Source organism: Corynebacterium sp. H128 (genome assembly GCF_037482625.1).
Lineage (GTDB): Bacteria > Actinomycetota > Actinomycetes > Mycobacteriales > Mycobacteriaceae > Corynebacterium.
The window spans coordinates 140,470-162,574 of the sequence record NZ_JBBHKW010000003.1; the positions used below are offsets into that span (position 1 = coordinate 140,470).

Genomic DNA, 22,105 nt, shown 5'->3' on the forward strand with positions numbered 1-22,105 from the left:
GTTTCCGTCTTTAGTCTACTGCTGGCTGAGCTCTGCAATCCTGCGCGTCAGGTGTGCCCCAACGGTCGCAATCTCGGGCTCATCCACCACCGCGAGGTGGTCGCCATGCAAATGTACAATCTCTAGATCTTCCACGATAGCCGACCAACCACCGTCTTCCTTAATCGTGGCATAGCGTGGCTCTAATTCAATTGCACCATCGTGCATGCGCTCTGCGCGGAACAGCACCACCGGAACCTGGACATCCGCCCAGTCCTGGAAATTGATTTTATCCAGGATGCGATTGTCCACGAAGGATGCTCGCTGGTGCTCGAGGACTCCGGCGGACAAGCCATGTTCAGACGCATCAGTGGTGGAAAGGAACTCCGCCATCATGGCGAGCAGCGCGTCCTCGCCTGCGGTCTCCAAAAGCTCAAAAGGAACCGGGAAGTCGAGGCCGTAGGTCTTCTTGGCGAAGGAAGAATAACGCTGCCAGCGAGCCTTCGTTTCTTCGATACTATCTGGAACCGTCTCTGCAGGTTGGACGGTATCCAGCAACGCGACCGTAGCCACTTCTACCTCGGTATCGCGCAGCTGGTAGGCCACCTCATATGCCAGGGCGCCACCAAAGCTCCATCCGCCCAAGACAACGGGGAGGCCGTCGGAGTATTGCTTGATCTCATCGAGGTAGGCAGCTGCGCGTTCCGCGAGTGGCCCCTCGCGGCGTTCAACGCCATACACGGGCACGTCATCTGGCAGGCGACGCATCAACGGTTGGTACACCACGGAGGATCCGCCTGCCGGGTGGAACATGAATACAGCGGGCTTGGCCGACCCTTCTGGACGTGCGCGTAGCACGCGAATGTTGCCTTCTACCTCGGTTTCGAGCCCCTCACGCACGATGTTTGCCAGCGGCTCGAGTGTCTCGGCAGCGAGCACATCATCCACCGTGACTGTGGTTCCCGAGCGTTCGCTCAAGCGCGCGGCAATATCAGCAGCCTGAGTCTCCTTAAGCTGCGGCAATGCGGAGGTCACGCCAGCGGCAGCAGCGCCGGTGATGGTGGCCCAGGTAGCAAAGACGAGTCGCTCGGAGGCATCACGAGGTGCTACACCAACACCGTGCGCTGACTTAGCAGGCTTGTCGACGTCCGCAGCTAGCTCCTCAGCGACTGCGGCCCCGTTTGCTTCAGGATGCTCGGTTTTGCTTCCGACCATCTCCTCAACGAGCCGGACGACGTCCGCGACGGAAGCATCGCGGAGCGCTTGCACCTGCAGCTCTGGGATCTGGAAATCGTGCTCGATTCGGTTCTTGATGCGCATACCCATCAAAGAATCCAGGCCTAAATCAATGAGTGGAAGTTCGCGTGGCAAGTCTTCTACGTCATAGCCCATGGCTTCGGAGACGATGGTGCGCATACGTTGTTCCACTGTTTCGCCTGAGTTGGGATCCCAGTGCATGGACTCAATGACAACTTCGTCGGCAATGCGTGGGGCGACGACGCGACGTGGTTCCTCATCTGGGGTTGGTGGCGTGAATCCCTGGGAGGTGGCGAAGCCTTCCGCGACCAAGCTCATTTCCTCACCAAGCTTGCGATAGACCGCAAGGTTGAGGCCTCCCACATGCCGCGTTGCGATCGTGGTGACCTCACCGGTGGCCGGCAGCGGCGCACGTTCCTCGCTAATGACCAAGCTGGCGCCAGAATCCAACACAGATACTGCAGAATCCATGAGAGCTTCAGCACTCGGGACTAGTTCCGCGAGGGAGGAGAAGGCAACGGTGCCATCCGGGAGGCTGACCTTGTGGCCAGGCATGCCGATATTACCGCTGGAGGACGGACGGGCGGCGGTCCAGTAGCGCTGGTGTTTCCAGGTGATAGACGGCGCATCGATGCGTTCACCGTCGCCGTACATCACGCCAAAGTCAATGTCTTGGCCTGCAACATAGAGCTTTGCCAACAGATCTCGAATCGAATCGGCTGCCGCCACCTTGCGCTTCAGTACGTACAGCAGCTGCGTATCGCCGGCACCGACGGAGAAAGCGGTGTTCATCATGCCCATCAGCGCGACTGGGTTCGGCGAAACCTCGATGAGCATGGTGTGTCCAGCGGCCAAGGCTTGCTGGGTAGCTTCGAGGAACCACACAGAACCGCGGGTACAGCGAATCCAGTAGTCGGAGTCATGGATAACAGATCCAGCCGGGTACACCATGCCCTTATCCACCGAGCTAAACAGCGGGAGTTTCGTCGGCATGGCGACAATGTCGGCGGTTTCGGCGGCCAACTCACCAAGCAGTGGTTCAACCGCGGATGTGTGACCTGCGCCCTTGACGTTGAGTGCACGCGCGAACTTACCCTCCGATTCGAGGCGTTCCACGAGCTTCAGCACTGCCTCGCGAGGCCCGCCGACTGTAGTCATGCCTGGTCCCGCGTAGACGGCTGGCTCGATGCCAGCGTAATCGGGGTGCTCAGCGATGAAAGCTGCGAGGTCCTCCGCAGAAAACTCCACCAAAGCCATGGCGCCGAGTTGATCCTCCGGTAGCGACTGCTCGCCTTCGCCCATGAGTCGGGAGCGGTGAGACGCGATGCGCATCGCGTCCTTGTCACACAGACCGCCGGCGGCATAGGCCGCAGCGATTTCACCCATGGACATACCCATGACGGCGGCGGGCTTTGCCCCGTAGGTGGCCAAGAGATCGGTGAGTGCGATCTGGATTGCGGTAATGGCAACCTGGGCGGTCTCTGTGTTGTAGGTTTGCTCGTCATCAGCGATGATCTCCAGCAATGACCATCCTGACTCGAACTCGATCATTTCATTGAGTTCCGCCAAGCGCTGCGCAAAGTATGGCGATAGCTCCAGCATGTCCTTGGCCATCTTGCGATGTTGGGAACCGAAGCCCGAGTATACGAACACCGGACCATTGGCTGCTGGCGCATCTGCGACATTGATGCCAATGCTCTTCTTGCCCTCGGCGACTTGTCGCAGCCGTTTCACTGCGTCTTCCACGGTGGCGACATCAACCGTCGCGCGGGAGCGGCCATGATTGCGGCGTGCTAGGGAGCGTCCGACCTTAATGAGGTCTTCGTCGCTGCGCCCCTCGAGAAAATCAGCCAGATCCGCCGCCGCTTGTCGACGTCGAGAAGGCAACAACCCGCTCACTGGCAGAATCACTCCGTCGAGTTCTGCTGGGGCACTATCTCGTGGCTCATAATCTGCCGGGTCGAACTCTTGCACCACGACGTGTGCGTTCGTGCCGCCGAAGCCGAACCCAGAAACACCGGCAACCTTCTTACCGGAGTACTCCGGCCATTCCCGGGGGTCCTCGACGATCTCGAGGTGCTCGGCGTCAAAGTCGATATAGCGATTTGGGCCGGCAAAATTGATGCTCGGCGGGATTACGCCGCGCTGCATACCGAGCAGCACCTTGATCAGTCCTGCGGAACCAGACGCAGATTCCGAATGGCCAATGTTCGTCTTCGCCGAGCCCAACAGGGTAGGTTCCGCAAAGTCGCGGCCAGCTCCAAGCACCGCGCCCAAGGCTGCTGCTTCGATCGGATCGCCGAGGATGGTTCCGGTGCCATGTGCTTCCACGTAATCGACCTTGTTGGGCGAAACTCCCGCGTCAGAGTAAGCGCGCTCCAGCACATCCACCTGAGCTTCGGGATTAGGCGCCGTCAGGCCGTTGGAGTGCCCGTCCGAATTTACGGCCGAGCCCTTGATCACGGCGATGATGTTGTCACCATCGGCGACCGCCTCTTCCACTCGTTTGAGCACCACCAAGCCGATGCCATCGGCACGCACGAAACCATCCGCGTCATCCGAAAACGCGTGAATCTTTCCCGTCGGGCTGATAACGCCAAGTTCACCAAAAGCAGTGGATACAAACGGAGACGCCAGAATATTGACGCCGCCCGCAATTGCTAGGTCCGCGTCGCCGGCGCGCAGGGCGCGCACCGCGTCATGCACGGCGACCAGTGAGGAAGAACAGGCGGTGTCCACGCTTACGGAGGGCCCACGGAAGTCAAAGGCGTAGGAGACGCGATTCGGGATGATGGAGCTAGCCGTGCCGGTCAGCGCATAAGGATGCGCCTCAGCGGGGTCAGCGGTAATGATCATCCCGTAGTCCACGTTGGAAGATCCGATGAAGACACCTACCGGTTCACCGCGCAGGGCGCTCGCTGGGATATGTGCGTTCTCCAACGCCTCCCAGGTCAGCTCCAGGGCAAATCGCTGTTGCGGATCCATGTTTGCGGCCTCAACCGGCGAGATTCCGAAAAACTCGGCGTCGAAGTTGGCGATGTCCTTGATGTAGCCGCCTCGCACGTTGTTCTCTGCGATCTTCTCCGTCATTACCTCGTCGGCGGAGTACTCGGACCAACGTCCAAGCGGCAATTCTGAAGTGGCATCCGTGCCGGAGACCAGCATCTCCCACATTTCTTCGAGGTTGTCCGCCCCTGGGAACCGCGCCGCCATGCCCACTACTGCGATGTCGTGGGAGCCAGAAGTCTGATCGCCGTAGGATCGGCGCGCCGATTTTAGGGTGGCGTCACTAGGGCCGTCGATAATGCGCTTTGCTAGCGCACCGATGGTGGGATACTCATACGCGATGGTGGCGTCGAGCTCCAGTCCAAGCTTGTTTTCCAGCTCGCCGGACAGCAACACCACGTCTCGAGAGGTCAGTCCGAATGCGGTGAGAGGTTTATCGTCCGAGATCTCTTCCGCAGGCAGTCCGGTTGCGTTGGCAACCCAGTTTCGCAGCCACTCCTTAAGCTCAGAAATGGTCATCGCGGTGCACGCCTGGCTGGAATCCATGCCGGTTTCTCACCCTCTTGGTTCGTTTACGGACAACAACAGATTGAGCCCTCCACTTTAGCTGGGGGTTAGCCAGGCTAGGAAGGGCTCTCTCTTAGAGACATTCGCGTTATAGTACCTGATTGTTACATCTGATAACTCAGATCAGTTTCCTTCAAGGTAAAACTTGCGCACTACCCTGCGAGCAATCTTACCGCTGGAAGAGCGCTTGATGTCTTCGGGTGCCACGATGCGAACGTCGTGCGGGTTGATGCCGTGGTTCTCTGTGACCGCGTTCTTGATGGCTGCGATAGCAGCAGCGTCCCCGGATTCCTCAGCGTTGAGGTCACGCTCGGCAATAATAACGAGCTTCTCGACGTCTTCACCTTCGATCGCGAACGCGGCAACCGCACCGGGACGAATGTGATCGCTCGCCACCTGGACGGTGTGCTCAATATCCTGTGGATAGTGGTTGCGACCAGCGATAACGATGAGGTCTTTCAAACGGCTGGTCAGATAGATCTGGCCGTCAATGAAGGTGCCCAAGTCGCCCGTAGCCATCCAGTAAGCATCCGCCGGCACACCTTCAGCACGGGAGTTTTCTGCGAGTCGGCCTACCAACGTGTTGCGGAAGGTAGCGACGGTCTCCTCATCGCGATCCAGGTATCCGATTGCATTGTTCTCGCCGTATACCCAGAATTCACCAATCTGGCCTTCGGGCAGCTCCTCGCGGGTTTCAGGATCAACAAGGGCCATGCACATTGGCGCAATTGGTTCACCGACCGAGGCGAACACTGAGGCGTTCTCGCTACCATCTTCAACCACGGTGACGCGCCCCTGCGCCAACTCCTCACGATCAAAGCTCTTGAATAGTGGGCGGTTGGGAGTGCTTGGGGTAGACACCAGCAAGGTTGCTTCAGCAAGGCCATAGGTCGGGCGCATCGCCTCGCGCTTGAGTCCATGCTGACCAAATTCCGCGAAGAAGGCCTCCACGCTCTTTTGGGTTACCGGCTCAGAGCCATTGATGATGCCGTCTACTGCGCTAAGATCCAGCGCGGCGCCCTCTGGCTTGCCATAGCGACATGCCAGGTCCAAGGCGAAGTTAGGCACCACAGTGTAGACGTTGTGATCGTTTTCCCGTCGATTCAGCTGCTCGAGCCAGCGGGTTGGCTGCTGCAGGAAATCCTTGGGGCGCATGAGATCCAGTTCCACACCGAGGATCGTGACAAACGCTGCGAGGATCATGCCCATGTCGTGGTGCAGTGGAATCCACAAGGAAAGCCGCATTGGGTGCTTCAGCTGAGCCGCCCGGAAGATCTGCAACACGTTGACCATGATGTTGCGGTTACTCAGCACCACGCCCGCTGGGGTGCGGGTGGATCCGGAGGTGTACTGGAGGAAAGCGATGGAATCGGCCGGGGCAGTCTTAGATTCCTTGAGCTTGGCCAGCACCTCTGGGTTCGTCATCGGATTTACAAAGGACTCGGCCAGGGAATCCGGCAGGGAATCCACGGAAAGGATGCGTGGACGTTCCGCGGCAGGCAGTGCGGCGAACTGACGTCGGACGGCACCTGCACTCACAGAGTTGGTAAGTGCGAAGTTCGGCTTGGCGTCGGCCAATACCGCAGTGAGGTGGTCGGTGTGGCCCGGCTCGTTTGGATCGTAGAGCGGAACTGGGATCATGCCTGCATACAGGGCGCCAAGGAAGGCGAAAATGTACTCAGCAGAGTTGCCCGCAAGGATGGCAACTCGAGACCCCATGGGGCCAGTCTGCTGCAAGCGAGCAGCAACAGCCTTGATGCGGGTGTTTACCTGGGAGCGTGTGAAGCGAACTACTTTTCCTTCGCGAGACTCGGAGTAGTCCCAGAAGCGGATCACCTCTCGGTCACCGCCGCCAGCAGCCGCGTCGGCTTGGTACATAAGTTCGCACATTGCGGCGAGAGTGAACTCGTTGGGCAGCACGATGTCGCCCTTGTCATTGAAGAACCGACCCATGGCGGCATTGAGATCCATTTGATTCCTTCGTTTCGTGATTCAGGCTGTGCGGCAGCTATCCGGACCAGCCTAACAAGTGTTGTAAATACTGTACCGACATTAGTTAGTTCTACAAAACAAATGAGCGCGTTTTACATCAAAAAATGACAACGACCCCGGATAAGTCCAGGGTCGCGTTTCACATCAGGCATAGGCCGGATCACTATTTGGCGTCGATAAGCCCGACTGCCCAATCGATGAGCCACTGCGTGGTCGTCGAACCGGGGAAAACGTTGGGGTTCGTCGCATACTGTGCATGCACGGCGTTCGCGGCGATGAGCGCCTGCGCACGTTGCACAGCATTACCTACTCCTAGCGGGGCATCACAGATATGATCGTCCGGCGCACAGATGTCCATGACTCGATCATTGAGGCTGCCGTATCCGCCTGCGCGCGGCCCTCGCATCGTGGCACCCGGCATGATCGCCTGCGTTAGTGGATTGAGCAGTTCGAGAGAAACTTCTGCCCCTACGCCTCCCACTGGGTTACCTTGCGCCTGTCCCACACCAGGCTCACGGCGCCCATCGGCAACGACGGACACACCACGCACACGCTCAGCCGGGACTACGCCATGGCCAGCACCGATCTGGTTCGCAATGTCTCCCACGATCACTGCACCTTGAGAGAAGCCAACTAGGACGTAATCCGTAGCCGGACAATCCTTATGCATCATGCGCATCTCCGCCTCGAGCTTAGAGGTGCCCTCATTACGAGACTCGTCGTAGCTCATCTCATGCATCGCGTTTACGTTCTTGAACTGCGCAGTGTACGGCAACGTCCACACCTTGACCTCGTCCGCACTGTAGCGCTCTTGGAGCGGCTTGGTCACGGTCAACATGAAGGAGTACGGGTTTGCGGTCGGGTTGATCGGATCATCCGTCGGCGAGGACTCCCAGGTTCCTGGGGCCGCCAAGACTTCAACCTTCGGGCACCAGTCTGGCTGCTCCGGGGTGCTTGAGTGTATTCCCGGGGTTGTAGGTGGCTCAATCTTTGAGGCGTTCATCCAATTGACCACACCTGCGCCAATCACGACCAACACCACTAGGGTCGCAATGATTGTGAGAATTTTACGCATCGCTTAGCAGTACGCATCCTTTGCCGTTTTCACGAGGAGTTGCGAAACTTCCTCTGGTTTCTTTTCAGTGCGCTTCTGCTCAACCAACTGGCCGGAGACTGCGCCAAGGGTGTATTGCTCTTCACCCTTCCCGGTGCAAATGCCGTCGGCAATGCTCACCATCTGGTCCTCCACACCCGCTACCTTCACGCCCTGTTTGTCTAGCTCTTCCAGGTAGCGCTTCTCATTATCCGGACGTGGAGCCGCTGTCGGCACCGCCGACACTTCCTGGGCGGCCTCATCCTTAGGGGCTGGTGCTGCTGCTCCACCACCAGCCTTTGGGGACGGGGTGCCAGTGCTTGTCGACGTCGGTGTGGCTTCCGCACTTACCGACTTCGAGGACTTAGCTAGCGGCGGCACAGTCTCCTGCGGCCCGTTCTGGTTGTCCACCGTCGCGCCACCGCCACAGGCCCCCAAGGAAATCGCTACGGTTGCTAGCGCAATGACGCATACGGTCTTTCGCATTTTAGTGACGCTCCTCCACAATTCGACCATTCACTTGCTTGATAGTGCCGTGCTGGAACTTCATCTGCTCGCCACCTGCGGCGATCGACTCCTGGTCCGCTACCGGCCAGCCGAATGGGCCGTTCTCGAAACCAGCCTTGCCCCATGCGTCACGAATCTCACCGTTAAGGACGAAATTCGCGCCAGTGCTTGGCGACCAGTACATGGTGCCATTTTCAAAGTTCTGCAATGCGCCACCTGGAATCTGGAACTCATTCGAAGTTGGAGCACCCAGCTTAGAGGACGCCGTCTTTAGCTGGCCATACTTCTTAGCGATTTCACCGCGAACTGGGAAGCTATGCTTATCCTTGTTGCGGACCACGTATCCACCCTGGAACTGCTGCACCAGTGCAGAGTCCACCTGCTTTGGCACGTCTACTGGGTAACCCATTAGACCGCCTTCATATCCTTCAGTACCCCAAGCATCGACCATATCGCGCGGAACTTCTACTGCATCAGTGGTTGGGGTCCAGTAGATGGAGCCGTGCTGGAAGTGGACAAAGCGACCAACACCATCTGGAGTTGCCGTTTCACCGGTGATTGGGAATCCGAGCCATGAGGTAGTAGCACCCATCTCGGTGTAACGCGCACCGATGCGTCCGGCCAATACATGCGCACCGGTCTCGTTAGTCCAATAAGCTCGGCCGGAACGGAAGTCCTGCGCGCGACCACCTTCGACATCATATTCGTTATTCACGCATGGGCCGAAGGCATTATTGGCCGTCGCATCGCCAATAGCACCACTGGTGGTGCAATCTGCGCCACGGTCTTCTTTCTTCATACCCAGCGAGTCAGCGATGTATGGCCAGGATTGCGCCATTTCAAACTGCCAGTATGGCCAGTTATGGATTCCGGATGGTCGGAACTGCGCAACCACGGGCACGTTAGCCTGCTTGGCACGCTCTACGAAGGTCTGGGTGGTCATTCGCGAGACTACCTCGAGCCCCTTACCGGCCTCATTCGATGGTCCGGTAGCAACAGATCCTGGCTCGCCGAAATCGTCGCGTCCGCTACCAGCGGACACATAGACGGTCTTGCCCTTGAGAGCTTCAATTCCGAGCTTCGGATCATTGTCGACCCACCGTTGACTATAAGCAGGGCCCCACATGTTGTTGATGTCATAGCCACCGCCCTCTACGAGCGCGCCCTTGAGCATTTCTGGCATTCCCACGGAGGTGGTGTCCAGGTATCCCGAGAAAGAACCAACGAAGTTGAACATGTCTGGGCGGTGCTGCGCCAGATTCATCGCAGCCGTACCACCCATCGACAGGCCGGTGATGGCACGCTGCCCATTGGAACGATAACCGTTTTGCAGGACTGCGGGAAGCTCATTAAGCAGGAAAGACTCCCACTTGTAGTTCTTGCCCTTCGCAGGACCTTCCCAGTCAGTGTAGAAAGAAGACTCCCCACCGACCGGGAGAATCACGTTGACGTTCTTGTCAGCGTAGAACTGTTCAATATTGGTGTGGATGGTCCAGCCGTTTTCAGTATCAACGGCTCGCAGGCCGTCCAAGGCCCATACTTCAGGGAACTTTGCGGTCGGGTTGGAATGCCAATCCCTAGCCAACAGGATCTGCACCTGAATTGGGTGCTCCGGCATAGCTGCCGACTTGATGAATACGGCAACCCGCCGGTCAGTGATCCATTCGACACGGTCGATGGACACGCCTTGTGGCAAGCCTTCAATCTTTGGATGGTCCGTGCGGATCGGGGTGCGCTGTGGCACTTCACCTGGGTCGAGGTAGCCGGAGACGCCGCCACCACCTCCGCCGGTAGAGCCGGAAGAGCCCACCTGGGCCAGTGCTGGGGATGCGATGACGCCGGAGCCGAGTGCCAGGGCTACTGGTACTGCAGCAAGGGCAACACGGAAAGAACGTCGCCGAGCAGAGCGAGTTTCGCGCATGAAAAGTCCTTTGTGTAGTTAAGTTTCAGCTGGAACATACCGCGCCAGTTGAAAGGCACGGTTAGCCTGCGGGCCACGGCCATCCGAAGGTTCCCCGCCTCCGGAAAGTTGTGACGCCTAGATATTCGCCGCCTGTGGCTTTACCTCAGGTGCATGTGGGTGCAGACTGCGGCTAGCCGATAGGTTGAAGTCAAGTTTAAGTTCAACTTTAGACTTTCTAGCCAGTGACACACCAGGGATTGCTGGAAAGTTTTGTTGTTGGTGTGACTGTTGTTTCATTCTTGTGAGCTGCTAGTGGGCAACGACGCTCCGATTCGCGTCTTGAGTGGCCCGAAATCCGACTTTCATGTTCCGACTCTCACCTAGGCTTGCCGACAAAACCCCTGGTCACTGGTTATCGATTTTCACGAAAGTCGGAATTCGGATCGAGGAGAAACCCCGCCAACGCCCCACCAACGCCCAGCCACCCCAAAGCCAACACCCAACCACCCAGCCAACAGCAAAAGCCGCCGCCCCGAAGGGCGACGGCCATCAAGCTAACCGAGAGTACTGCTTTTTACCAAGCACCCATTACGTCGAGAACGCGGTCACGGGTCTTCCACATCTGCTCATTCCAGATACCCCAGTTGTGTACGCCTGCTGGCATGTAGTCAGCGGTGACGTTCAGGCCGATGCCGCGAGCCTTACGCTCCCAGGCATGGGTGGAAACGCTGGAGAGCTGCTCCAAGCCCCAACCCATGACACGGTCGTTCAATGGCAGTGCCATATCAGCTTCGGTCCAGTTACCGGTGGAAGCAGAGATGTAAACATCCTTGCCGCGCAGGCCCTCCATGTTCAAGAACGGATCGTTCTCGAAACGGCGTGGGCTCAGGGTGGAACCGTACATTGCGTTGAGGTTGAATCCGCCGGTATCGATCAGAGCCATACGGAGCAAGGTCTGCATGCCTGGTGCGGTGGTGTACAGGTATCCGGACCAGGACATTGCCTGCTGGAACTGGCCTGGGTGGCGTGCAGCCAGGTTCAATGCGGCAGTACCGCCCATGGACAGGCCGGCGATGGAGTTGTGGCCAGGGTTCACACCGAAGTTCTGCTGCAGGTAGCCTGGCAGTTCACTGGTGAGGAAGGTCTCCCACTTGTAGGTCACTGCCTGGCCCGAGGAACCGGAGGAGACGAGGGCTGGGCTATCCCAGTCCGAGTAGAAAGAACCTGCACCGCCGACTGGCATGACTAGGGTGAGGTTGGAGTTTTCATATGCCTGTGGGGCGTTTGCGTACATCGTCCAACCGGTCTGGTTGTCGTCTGCACGCATGCCGTCGAGAAGGTAGAAACCTGCATCGCCGCCGCGCTGTGAAGCCTGGATGAGAACTGGGATGGTGCGTTCCATCGCTGGGGACCACACGTCGCAACGCTGGACCCAGTACATCGCCGGATCCCAATCGCAAGTGCCAGTGGCGTCTGGGCGCAGCCAGTCGCGGTTATCAGCGTGGGCTACTCCAGAACCTGCGACGGCAAGGCCGGTCGCGGTAATGGCAGCAAGCGCAACCGACGTTATTTTCCGTCCTGCATTGCGCAGACGCGTTGCGAAAGACATATTTCTCCTCGGTGTTCGTAATGTGACCGTTACTTAACCTACACGATATATTTCGCTAGGCAAGCAGTTAATACATCGGAGAAATATAGACCGCCATTACAATACAGAGAATCCACAGCACAGCGAGGGTTTGTAGCGTACGGTCCGACAGCGCAAGTTCATCTGGCGCGCCACCGTCGCCGCGGTCTACATCAGCAGCAAAACGCAGGATAGCAATGGTAAAAGGTACCATCGAGATCTGGTACCACACTGCCGCTGCGGAATCCCCGTGCGTACCCATGTCAAAGCCCCACAACGCATAGGACATGACCACTGCGGTGGCGGAAAGAGTCCACACAAACCGCAGATAGGTTGGGGTATATCCCTCCAGGGACTTACGAATCTTTGCGCCGGTACGTTCCGCCAGCAAGATCTCCGCGTAGCGCTTGCCAGAGGCCATGAACAGCGAACCAAAGGCCGCTACCAGCAGGAACCACTGTGAGAGGACGATGCCTGCAGCCACGCCACCCGCCATGGTGCGGAGCATGAATCCCGAAGACACCAATGCGACATCAATCACAGGCTGATGCTTCCACCCGAAACAGTATCCGAGCTGAAGCACCAGGTAGACAGCTACAACGATGGCGAGGGGCTGGCCTGCAGTAGCCAGGAAAGACACCCCAATAGCGGCAGCCATGAGCACAACGGCCATGACATATGCCACACCTACTGGAAGCACTCCGGCAGCGATGGGACGGAAGCGTTTGGTGGGGTGCGCGCGGTCAGCTTCAACGTCTCGCGCGTCGTTGATGAGGTAGATCGCGGAGGCCGCCATGCAGAATGCGACGAAGGCACACAAGACGTCGAGAAGCGTCTGTTTGTTCAACAATGCTTCGGTGCCGGCAGCAGCTGGGGCAGCCAACACGAGGACGTTCTTCACCCATTGTTTTGGGCGCAGCGCCTTGATCATGCCGTCGGCGAGATTCTTCGGCGGCCGGCGCTTGCGCATCGTATCGATGCCCTCGGTATGCGGCTCCGAGTCGCCGAAGCGCTGCTCTATGCTCATGCGTTCCTCTTCTCAATTGCGTCCGTGGCCAGTGCCGTCGTCGCGCCCAGCAGCGCTCCAGCGGCCACATCAGTGGGATAGTGAACCCCAAGAACCATACGCGATGCCATCATGGCTGGCACACCCACAAGCGGCAACGGTGACCGAGTCAACAATGCCAAGGAAGTGAGTGCCGCCGTGGTCGACGTGGCGTGAGAAGACGGAAAACTGAGCTTGCTTGGCGTGCCAACGCCAATTTCAATGCGCGGATCTGTCGGACGTGGCCGGCGCACAATTCGCTTAATGACCACCGAAGCTGCATGGCTAGTAAACGCTGAAGCAGTCAGCGCGGCCCACTTGCGACGCCGCTGCTTATCGACGGCCATCCCAACCGTCCCCAACGCCAGCCAACCTGCGGCATGCTCTCCGAACAAGCTCATGCCGCGGGCTACCTGGAGCACTCCGGGTCGCGCCAACGCGAACTCCTGAATGGCAACCAGTAAGTCCGATTCCTTTTTAGTCATTAAAGATTTCTCCCCAAGCTTCGCGGCTAGTCAACCGTTGGTGCGCAGCACGGTACTCGGCCTGCATCGCTTCGAAACGCTCCGCTACTTCCTGCTGCAGCCGACGAGATTCCTTGAGCAGTTCCTCTGCTTTTGCGCGATCGCGCTTACGGTAAACCACGCCGCGCCCATCTGCAGTGGTGACGGTCGCGCCGTCTAGGCGGGACAGTGAGAACCAGCGCGCATTGATCGGAGCGAGGTTCGCCTGTGGCACCTCGTGGTGCTGCGGGTCTTCTTTCTGCAGCGAGTGCATCAGGCCCTTCAGCGCCCAGATCGACTTCTTCACTGGAGCCAGCCGGCCACCGATGTCCGTGATCGGCACTCCAGGAGCTCCAGAAGGCTTGGGGAGTTCCGCCGCGGTCGGCAGAACAACGGCATCTGGGTAAGTCTTACGGATCGCATTGATGCGCGGAAGCGAGGTTTCGAGGATGTCAAAGAGCTGCTCTGGGCCCGCCAGGAAGTCCTTCATCGCCTCGTTTTGAATCGCGACAGTGGAGTATTCCATGCACACCAGGTGCTTGATGGTGGCTTTCTGCATTGACTTGACGATGCCGTCGACAGGCCCGGTGTGCTGCAAGGCCGCGACGATCAAACGGTTGCGCAGGTGGAAGTACGCCTGCCAATCGATGGCATCATCCTTATCCGACCAGGCCATATGCCAAATGGCAATGCCAGGCCAGGTGGCCGTAGGGTATCCGTGGTCCCCGGCGCGCAAACCAAACTCGGCGTCGTCCCACTTAATGAAGAGCGGCAGTGGCTGACCAATCTCCTCAGCTACCACGCGTGGGATCAGCGTCATCCACCAACCGTTGTAGTCAACATCAATGCGGCGGTGCAGGTCGCGAGAATTCGGGGCATCTGGCTTATCGCCGAATTGGCCGCGATCGGAGAGCGGGTGCTTAGAGAAGTCATGGTCGTAGTGCACATATGGCGCGGAAGTCCACATAAAGTCGTGACGTCCGACAACTTCACCCATGGAGTGCAGGTGGCTGCGTTCCTGCAGGTTCAGCATCTGTCCGCCAACGAGAATAGGCGACTTTGAGTAGCGAGCCACCTGCAGGGCACGAAGCACCGAGTCTGGCTCAATCGCGATGTCATCGTCCATGTACAGGATGTAGGGAGACTGTTTTGCACCGGCTGGTTTGGTGCCGTCCACGCCGCCAAGTGCCTCAAACATAATGCGGGAGTAACCGCCGGAGCCACCCAGGTTTCCCTGACGGAACTCGAAGAAGCGCTCGCCGAAGTGCTCGGTGACGGCCTGGTAGCCCGGCTCGTCCGCTGGGTGCTTGTTGCCCTGGTCAGGCATGATCACCGTATCGATGACTGCGTCAACGGCTGGGTCACTAGCGAGCGCCTCGAGCGCCGCTACGGCATCGGCTGGGCGATTGAAAGTGGGGATTCCCACGGTGACGCGCTTTTCAAACGGACCAACCTGGTCACCGTTCGGCAGCGTCTGCGGTCCGGGAGCAACCGGAGCCCACCAACCTGCCTGTTTGATCTTCGTGTCAGTTTCGGCGGTGATATCAAACCAGATCCAGCCACCATCTTCAAACGGTGCCAAGGAAACTTCGAACTCGCCGACGCCACTAACTAGGTCTCCCTCGACCGCAATGCGGGAGCCATCGATCTTGGAACGATAGATATCAACCCGTGCCTCGCCTTCGAGCTCCACTCGCAGCACCACGGAGTCGAGCTGCGACCAGCGGCGCCAGTAGCTGGCGGCAAAGGCATTGAAATAGGTTTGGAAGGAGATTTCAGCACCAGCCGGAATGTTCAGTGAGAACCGGTCTGACCAGGTGGCACGCTCCTTGTTCTGCTCGGCTTCCAGCAGGTAAAGGGTGCGCACATCGTGTGGTTCGCCGCGCTTGGGCATCAATACCCGCTGCAACTGCTCCACTGCTTTGCTCTCGCTCATCTCCAGCCTTTCTTAGTTTCGGATGTTTCCCAGCGTAGTTGGTTGGCTAGCGAACGCAGGTATTTCCACGCCCGGCCGATTGCAGGGAAAGACGCCCATGCAAGGCCGCAGCCGAAGCATGGGAGGTTATCCGATATTGAAATGCCAGGTGACGTCAAGTTTGTCGGTTAACCGGCCGTCTATGGGGTGGTGATGCTGCCGCCGTCGGCAAGCCCGGCGCATTTGGGCTCAAAGTTCGCCGGCTGCTCTGACGGGCCAACGAGAGCGATGGTGGCGCGAGGTTCAGCGGTGCCCTCCCCTGGCTGTTCTCACGAAGCTAGGGTTGGTGGCAGAAGTTCATTACTCCCGGCACTTTAATTTATGCAGGCACCGCGACGGCCAGCTTTGGCAGCAAAGCCCGGATTCGATCCTCAATCTGATCTGCAATGATGCGCACGTCCTCAATGCTTGCACCCTCTGGATCTGAAATATCCCAGCGGATGTAGCGATCACCCGGAACGCCGGGGATCTCGTTGATTCCCAACAGCACGACAACATCTGCACGATGCGCCACTCGCGGCGTGATTTCCTTCTGATAGAGGTCGTTGGTCTTGATTCCCCGCTCCTCGAGCACCTTCAGCACTGTCGGATTGATCCCGCCCCGAGAGTTCAGGCCGACCGACCGGACGAACACCGCGTCCCCTACAAGATGACGAGTGATAGCTGATGCCAGCTGCGAACGGCCCGCGTTGCGCTCACACGCAAAAAGGATTTCTTTACGCGGGGAAAATTCTTGCCCTTCCGCAAGCATTTCCAGCTTTTCCGCAGCGGAGCGCTCGACGAAAATTGGCAGAAAGGCTGTCAGTTTAGCGGTCGCGTTCTGCTCAACGATGGTCTCATTGACTACTTCATCAATGCGCTCAGCGGCGACGAGGTGGTCATAGCGCCGGTGCAGATCTTCGCGAACGATTTCAAAATCGCGATTGGACATATTTTCCTCTCCGGAAGGTGTCCACACAATTAACTCAAAGACACCTTATTGTTAACCTGAAGTTAACTTTACCCTTTAAAAAAGGGCCGGTCGAGTCAAAACCAACTGTTGTGTCCGTTTACACAATCAAACGGAGCGAGCCACAAGCGATACCAACTAGCAGGGCCCGCTTCGGCTACTACTTCAGCTCGTCCGCGAGCTTGTTATCAAACATGTTCAGCGCAGAAGCAATGGCCATATGCATGTCTAGGTACTGGTAGGTACCCAGCCGGCCGCCAAAGTAGACCTTGTTATCCGCGGTTTCCGCTTCGGCCCGTTCGCGATACTTAAGCAACATCTCGCGATCATCAGGCGTGTTGATTGGGTAGTACGGCTCATCATTCTCATCCGCAAAGCGAGAGAACTCCTTCATGATGACCGTCTTATCGCTCGGATACTTGTCCGCACGCTCTGGATGGAAGTGGCGGAACTCGTGAATGCGGGTAAATGGGTACTCCGCATCGTTGTAGTTCATCACTGGAGTGCCCTGGAAGTCCCCAACCGCCTCAACCGAGGTTTCGAAATCAAGCGTGCGCCAGCCCAGCTTGCCTTCGGAGTAATCAAAGTAGCGATCGAGCGGGCCGGTGTAAACCACCGGAGCCGCCGGAGATTCCGCACGTACCGCGTCCCGCACCTCAAACCAGTCGGTGTTCAGCTGGACGTCGATAAGCTCATGCGCCGCCATCTTCTCGAGCCACGCAGCGTACCCATCAACAGGCAAACCCTCGTAGGTGTCATTGAAGTAGCGGTTATTAAAGGTATAGCGCACCGGAAGGCGGGTGATGTTGCCCGCGGGCAGTTCCTTTGGATCCGTCTGCCACTGCTTAGCGGTGTAGTCGCGGATGAAGGCCTCGTAAAGCGGACGACCAATGAGGGAGATCGCCTTTTCCTCGAGGTTCGTGGCATCCTCGGAATTGATTTCGGCGGCCTGTTCCTTAATAAGAGCCTTCGCTTCCTCCGGCGAGTAGTACTTGCCAAAGAACTGATTGATCAGGCCCAGCCCCATTGGGAACTGGTACGCGGTGCCGTTATGCATCGCGAAGACACGGTGCTGATAGTCCGTGAAGCTGGTGAACTGATTGACATAGTCCCACACGCGCTTGTTGGACGTGTGGAACAAGTGCGCACCATACTTATGGATTTCAATCCCAGTCTCGGGCTCAGCTTCGGAATAGGCATTACCGCCCAGGTGCGCGCGCTTCTCGACGATCAGCACCTTCTTACCCAATTGGCTAGCGGCACGCTCAGCGACGGTCAGTCCAAACAGGCCGGAGCCCACAACAATGAGATCATAAGTCATGCCTAAAGAGCGTAGCGGTCAACGCTTGCTAACGCAGATGTCATAGCCGGTGTTTCGTGAAATTGAATTGCAGGAGCCGTTAACCGCTGCAGCTTGCCTCGGGTGTTAACGGCTTGGAAGCTGCGCGATAGTCGGATCATGGAAGTCGGATTTCGGAATAGAACCCTGTCGCACATCCGCTACCAGCGCGATTTCCGCCCGAAATCCGACTTCCATGATCCGACTTTGAAGACTTGACCGAGCCAAAAACGCACCACCACAACCCCAAGCGTCACACCTCCCTATCGCGACACTCAGGAAACTGTTATTAACAGAACTATCATTGACCCCAGTTATGCACTAACATATTCAATTGATAACTACTGTCACAGCTGCACCAGTGTGCACAATCAGGGAGAACATAGTGCTGCAAAGACGAAAACTTGCCACTTCAACCTCACGCCCCGTGTGGGCTATTTTGCTGTCTACGGCTCTTGTTGCCTCGGCAGCAATCGGCATCCAAAATGACATTCTAAAGACCCAAGCCGCAGGCATCGATCCCGTTTCCGCATCGATGGAAACTGCGGCATTCGGCGACGGAGCAACCATCGTCGTAGACGACCCTGCCGTCACCGGCCAAGGCGAATCTGAAGGCCCTCGCGCCGTCAAGGAATTCACCCGCGACAACCAGTTTTCGATGTTCGCGCTCACCTGGAACGGCAAACAAGACGTAGCAGCACACTTCCGCGGTCAGCGCGCTGACGGCACCTGGACCGAGTGGTTCCAAGCCGATCCGGCAAGTGAAGTACAAACCGGTGGCAAGAACGGCACCGAGCTCATCTACATCGAACCAACAAACCGCGTTCAGGTTTCGATGGTCGGCACCGACATGACAGCGAACGCGGGCGCTGCGCCAGCTGAAGCCGCCGCAGCCCCAACCGGGGAAAACGTCGATCCTGCCGCTGCTGCCCCTGTAGCAGCTCCGCCAGCAGAAGCTGCCCCGGCAGTCGCACCGGAGGCACCTGCCGAAGAAGCACCAGCTACACCAGCAGCCGTCGAAAAGCCTGCTGAACGTCCAGCACAGGGCATCGCACCGCTACCTACCAACTACGGAGACATCAAGCCGGTTGCCGATGTTGCTGATGCTGGCCTAGAGGCCGTGTTCATCGACGGCGGCAGCAGTGCCCCAGTCTCCGGCATCGATCTCGCCGCCGATTCCGACGGCATGCCGAAGATCATTTCCCGTTCCGGTTGGGGAGCCGACGAGTCGATCCGTCAGGGCTGCCAGCCGACGCCGGACTATTCCGATCAGGTCAGCGCAATCACCATCCACCACACCGCCGGTTCGAACAATTACACCGAGGAACAGTCCGCAGGCATCGTCCGCGGAATCTACCAGTACCACGGTGTGAACCTCGGCTGGTGCGACGTCGGATACCAGTCCCTGGTTGACAAGTACGGCAACATTTTTGAAGGTCGCTTCGGTGGCATCAACAAGCCAGTCATGGGCGCCCATGCCGGTGGATTCAATGAAAACACCTGGGCAATTTCCATGATGGGCGACTACTCCAGCCAGCAGCCTTCCGCAGCCCAGATCCAGTCCGTCGGTGAGCTCGCTGGATGGCGCGCGAAGGTTGCAGGCTTCAACCCTAAGGGTTCTGACACCCACATTTCGGAGGGCACCGAATACTCTAAGTACGCCTATGGCGCCGAGGTAACTTTGCCTAACATTTTTGCGCACCGCGATGTGGGCACCACTACTTGCCCAGGTGACGCAGGCTATGCACAGATGGGCACTATCCGGGATATTGCCGCACAGAAGTACGCCAACACCGGCGGCACCACCAAGCCAGACACCACCAAACCGGACACGACCAAGCCAGACACCACTGGGAACCAGCCTGCTCCTGTCACCTTGGATCCGACAGCACCGGCAGCACCAGCGCCTGCCCCGGCCAGCACCCCGAAGGTCAAGGACTTGCTCGGCCTGTTGAGCTCTGCTTCCAAGGGCGATCAAGGCGCAGCCTTGAATCTCGCAGGCGTTATCGCACCGCTAGTTATCAGCTACCTGGTATCTCAGGGCAAGATGCCGGAAGGCATCAGCATGGACGGCGGCGTGCCAAAGATCGGTGGCATCAGCATCGCAGATCTGCCTGGCAAGATCGAGCAGGCACAGACGCTGTCTTCCGATCCAGATATCTCCAAGGTAGCCACCCTGGTCAAGGAAAACTACGGCGCTGTGTTGGGCGAGTCCAAGGGGCCGGTCCAGTACGCGGCGGACGCTGAGAATCCAGTGACCTTTGAGGCTTATGACAAGGGCGCCATCTTCAAGTCCCCTGCCACGGGTACGCACGGCGTGTGGGGCGCAATTGGCGACGCCTGGGCGCAGCAAGGCCTAGACGCTGGCCCACTCGGCCTGCCGACGAGCGACGAGTACACGGAAGGCACCCTGACTCGGATGGACTTCCAGCACGGCTACATCACTTATGATCCGGCCACGAACCAGACGCAGGTTCACACGAACTAACGCCATTTAACAAAAGCACCCTCGGTACGCGCTAACCCTGTAGCGCAGACCGGGGGTGCTTTCCTGTGCAGCGCAACCCTAAAACCACTGCCCCAATACTCGGGCGATCCCGCCCTCATTATTTGATTCGGTCACCATGTCCGCCACAGCTTTTACCTCGGGGCGGGCATTGCCCATCGCAACTCCGAGCCCGGCCCATTGGAGCATCTCAATATCATTGGGCATGTCTCCAAAGGCAACTACGTCTTTGGCTTCCGCCCCGATCGCTGCAGCCAAATAACTGGTTCCGCGCGCCTTAGTCACGCCTGGGGCGGCTACCTCAATCAGCCCGTCAGGCACAGAAAAGGTCAGGTGCGCGATGTCCGGCGATACGCGTGGAGCGATCAGTTCATAAATCCGCGCGGAGGTGAGGTGTTCGTTTCGGATGAGCAGCTTGATCGCAGGCTCCCCAAGGAGTTCAGCCTCGGGAACCATCCCATTTTCCTCGGAAAACCAGGCCGGAACATAGTTGGGTGATACGAGGAAGAGTTCCTTTTCTGGAGCCCACGCTGAACTACCGGAACGCTCCACCGCGAAACCGGCACCGCCAAAGGGGGCCAACACATCCTTGGCAATGGCTGCGATGACTCGCAGCGCTGCGGGGTCGAGGTTACACACATCGAGCATGGTGTCACTGGCGGCGTCATAAACGATCGCACCGTTCGCACACACGCACACTGGAGCCAGTTCCAGCTGTTTTAAAACGGGGTGGATCCATCGGGGCGGACGTCCCGTTGCCAGCGCGAAAACTGTTCCCGCGCTCACGGCGCTTCGGATGGCATGCCGAACGTCCATGGGGATGCGCTCACGGTCGTCGATAAGCGTGCCATCAACGTCGCTGCAGATGAGCAGCGGTTGCTCAGCGCTCACGGCGTGCTTCGATAGCCCCAGCAATGCGGGCCTTGGTGCGGGAGAGAAGTCCCCGGGAGGCCAAAACGTCAGCAGCCTTCCGGTCGGCGCGCAGGTCGAGTCGGCGCAGCTTGCTTGCCCGCTTGCGCTCGCGTGCCGCTTGCCGACGCTCCTTCTCCTCCAAAGCGAGGAGATCTGCGCGTTCCAAGGTCGGAGCTCCGCCACCCATTTCATGAGTCATCCATGGCTCACCGGCAGGAAAGGGACCGAATTTCTCGTCGTAGTCCCGCTGCAGCTGCGATACCTGCGCCTGCATAATGTCGTGCAGTCGCTGCGTATCCGCTTCTACGTCCCCAACGAGCTTGAGCGGATCTCCAACGCGAACCCAAACCGGAGTGTGAGAACGTCCCAGGTTCTTTGGCAGATCTTTCGTCCAGATCCGCTGCGAGCCCCACACAGTAACCGGAATGATCTGTGTCCCAGCTTCCTGAGCGATCCGCACCGCACCGGTCTTCAAGGCCTGCACCTCGAAGCTACGAGAAATCGTCCCCTCCGGGAAAATTCCCACGAGTTTGCCATCCTTAAGCGCCTGAACTGCATCCGTCATGGAGGCTGCGCCAGCAGAGCGATCCACGCGAATATGCTGCATCTTGCGCATCAACCAGCCGATGACAGGCTTGTCAAAGATCTCGCGCTTGGTCATGAAACGCACCAAACGCCCACCGTTGACGTGGGCGACGGCTCCGGAAAGGATGAAGTCGTAGTATCCAGTGTGATTGACCGTGAGCAGAGCACCACCCGTCTCCGGAATCTTCTCTGCTCCTTCGACGTAAATGTTGATGCCCTGGGCTCTTAACGCCACCAAGACTAGCTTGATGATGTTGCTATAAAACGGCTCACGAGCTTCTGCGTTCTTAGCGGCAGGACCAAAGCCCTTAGGTACGTGGATTGATCCGCGACGATGGAAGACAGTGCTATTCATAGATG

Annotated in this window: 14 protein-coding genes; 1 reads left to right on the top strand and 13 read right to left on the bottom strand. The window is 58.2% G+C overall.

What is annotated here, in order from left to right; genetic code table 11:
* Nucleotides 1–15 precede the first annotated feature (15 nt).
* From pks13 to glf, 11 genes are all read right to left on the bottom strand, one after another.
* Nucleotides 16–4,788, bottom strand: coding sequence for a polyketide synthase Pks13 (gene pks13 / locus WG915_RS04065; RefSeq protein WP_339564095.1), 4,773 nt, complete (start codon nt 4,786–4,788; stop codon nt 16–18).
* A 144-nt stretch (nt 4,789–4,932) separates the two neighbouring features.
* The gene (locus tag WG915_RS04070; RefSeq protein ID WP_339564096.1) at nt 4,933–6,780 is read right to left on the bottom strand and encodes a FadD32-like long-chain-fatty-acid--AMP ligase; all 1,848 of its coding nucleotides are present in this window, start codon (nt 6,778–6,780) and stop codon (nt 4,933–4,935) included.
* A 184-nt stretch (nt 6,781–6,964) separates the two neighbouring features.
* Complete coding sequence (locus WG915_RS04075) at nt 6,965–7,876, bottom strand: cutinase family protein (protein ID WP_339564097.1); 912 nt, start codon at nt 7,874–7,876, stop codon at nt 6,965–6,967.
* Between the two features lie 3 nt (nt 7,877–7,879).
* Nucleotides 7,880–8,380 (bottom strand): hypothetical protein, encoded by a 501-nt coding sequence (locus tag WG915_RS04080; RefSeq protein ID WP_339564098.1) that lies wholly within the window; start codon nt 8,378–8,380, stop codon nt 7,880–7,882.
* Between the two features lies 1 nt (nt 8,381).
* Nucleotides 8,382–10,322, bottom strand: a complete 1,941-nt coding sequence (locus WG915_RS04085; RefSeq protein ID WP_339564099.1) for an alpha/beta hydrolase-fold protein — start codon at nt 10,320–10,322, stop codon at nt 8,382–8,384.
* Nucleotides 10,323–10,878: 556 nt separating this feature from the next.
* On the bottom strand, nt 10,879–11,913 hold the full coding sequence (locus WG915_RS04090) for an alpha/beta hydrolase (RefSeq protein WP_339564100.1): 1,035 nt from the start codon (nt 11,911–11,913) through the stop codon (nt 10,879–10,881).
* Nucleotides 11,914–11,980: 67 nt separating this feature from the next.
* Nucleotides 11,981–12,958, bottom strand: coding sequence for a decaprenyl-phosphate phosphoribosyltransferase (locus tag WG915_RS04095; protein ID WP_339564101.1), 978 nt, complete (start codon nt 12,956–12,958; stop codon nt 11,981–11,983).
* Complete coding sequence (locus tag WG915_RS04100) at nt 12,955–13,461, bottom strand: phosphatase PAP2 family protein (RefSeq protein ID WP_339564102.1); 507 nt, start codon at nt 13,459–13,461, stop codon at nt 12,955–12,957. Before WG915_RS04100 ends, WG915_RS04095 begins: the two co-directional genes overlap by 4 nt.
* The gene (locus WG915_RS04105; protein WP_339564103.1) at nt 13,454–15,415 is read right to left on the bottom strand and encodes a glycosyltransferase; all 1,962 of its coding nucleotides are present in this window, start codon (nt 15,413–15,415) and stop codon (nt 13,454–13,456) included. The genes WG915_RS04100 and WG915_RS04105 overlap by 8 nt, the downstream gene beginning before the upstream one ends.
* A 358-nt stretch (nt 15,416–15,773) precedes the next feature.
* Nucleotides 15,774–16,385, bottom strand: a complete 612-nt coding sequence (locus WG915_RS04110) for an arsenate-mycothiol transferase ArsC (RefSeq protein ID WP_339564104.1) — start codon at nt 16,383–16,385, stop codon at nt 15,774–15,776.
* Nucleotides 16,386–16,563: 178 nt separating this feature from the next.
* On the bottom strand, nt 16,564–17,724 hold the full coding sequence (gene glf / locus WG915_RS04115; RefSeq protein ID WP_339564105.1) for a UDP-galactopyranose mutase: 1,161 nt from the start codon (nt 17,722–17,724) through the stop codon (nt 16,564–16,566).
* Nucleotides 17,725–18,169: 445 nt separating this feature from the next.
* Between glf and WG915_RS04120 the strand changes: the two genes are divergently transcribed.
* On the top strand, nt 18,170–20,230 hold the full coding sequence (locus tag WG915_RS04120; RefSeq protein WP_445227780.1) for an N-acetylmuramoyl-L-alanine amidase: 2,061 nt from the start codon (nt 18,170–18,172) through the stop codon (nt 20,228–20,230).
* A 78-nt stretch (nt 20,231–20,308) separates the two neighbouring features.
* On the opposite strand, the gene WG915_RS04125 is transcribed toward WG915_RS04120, so the two are convergent.
* Nucleotides 20,309–21,139: an HAD family hydrolase gene (locus WG915_RS04125; protein ID WP_339564107.1), complete on the bottom strand. Its 831-nt coding sequence runs from the start codon at nt 21,137–21,139 to the stop codon at nt 20,309–20,311.
* Nucleotides 21,129–22,100: a lysophospholipid acyltransferase family protein gene (locus WG915_RS04130; protein ID WP_339564108.1), complete on the bottom strand. Its 972-nt coding sequence runs from the start codon at nt 22,098–22,100 to the stop codon at nt 21,129–21,131. Before WG915_RS04130 ends, WG915_RS04125 begins: the two co-directional genes overlap by 11 nt.
* Nucleotides 22,101–22,105 lie beyond the last annotated feature (5 nt).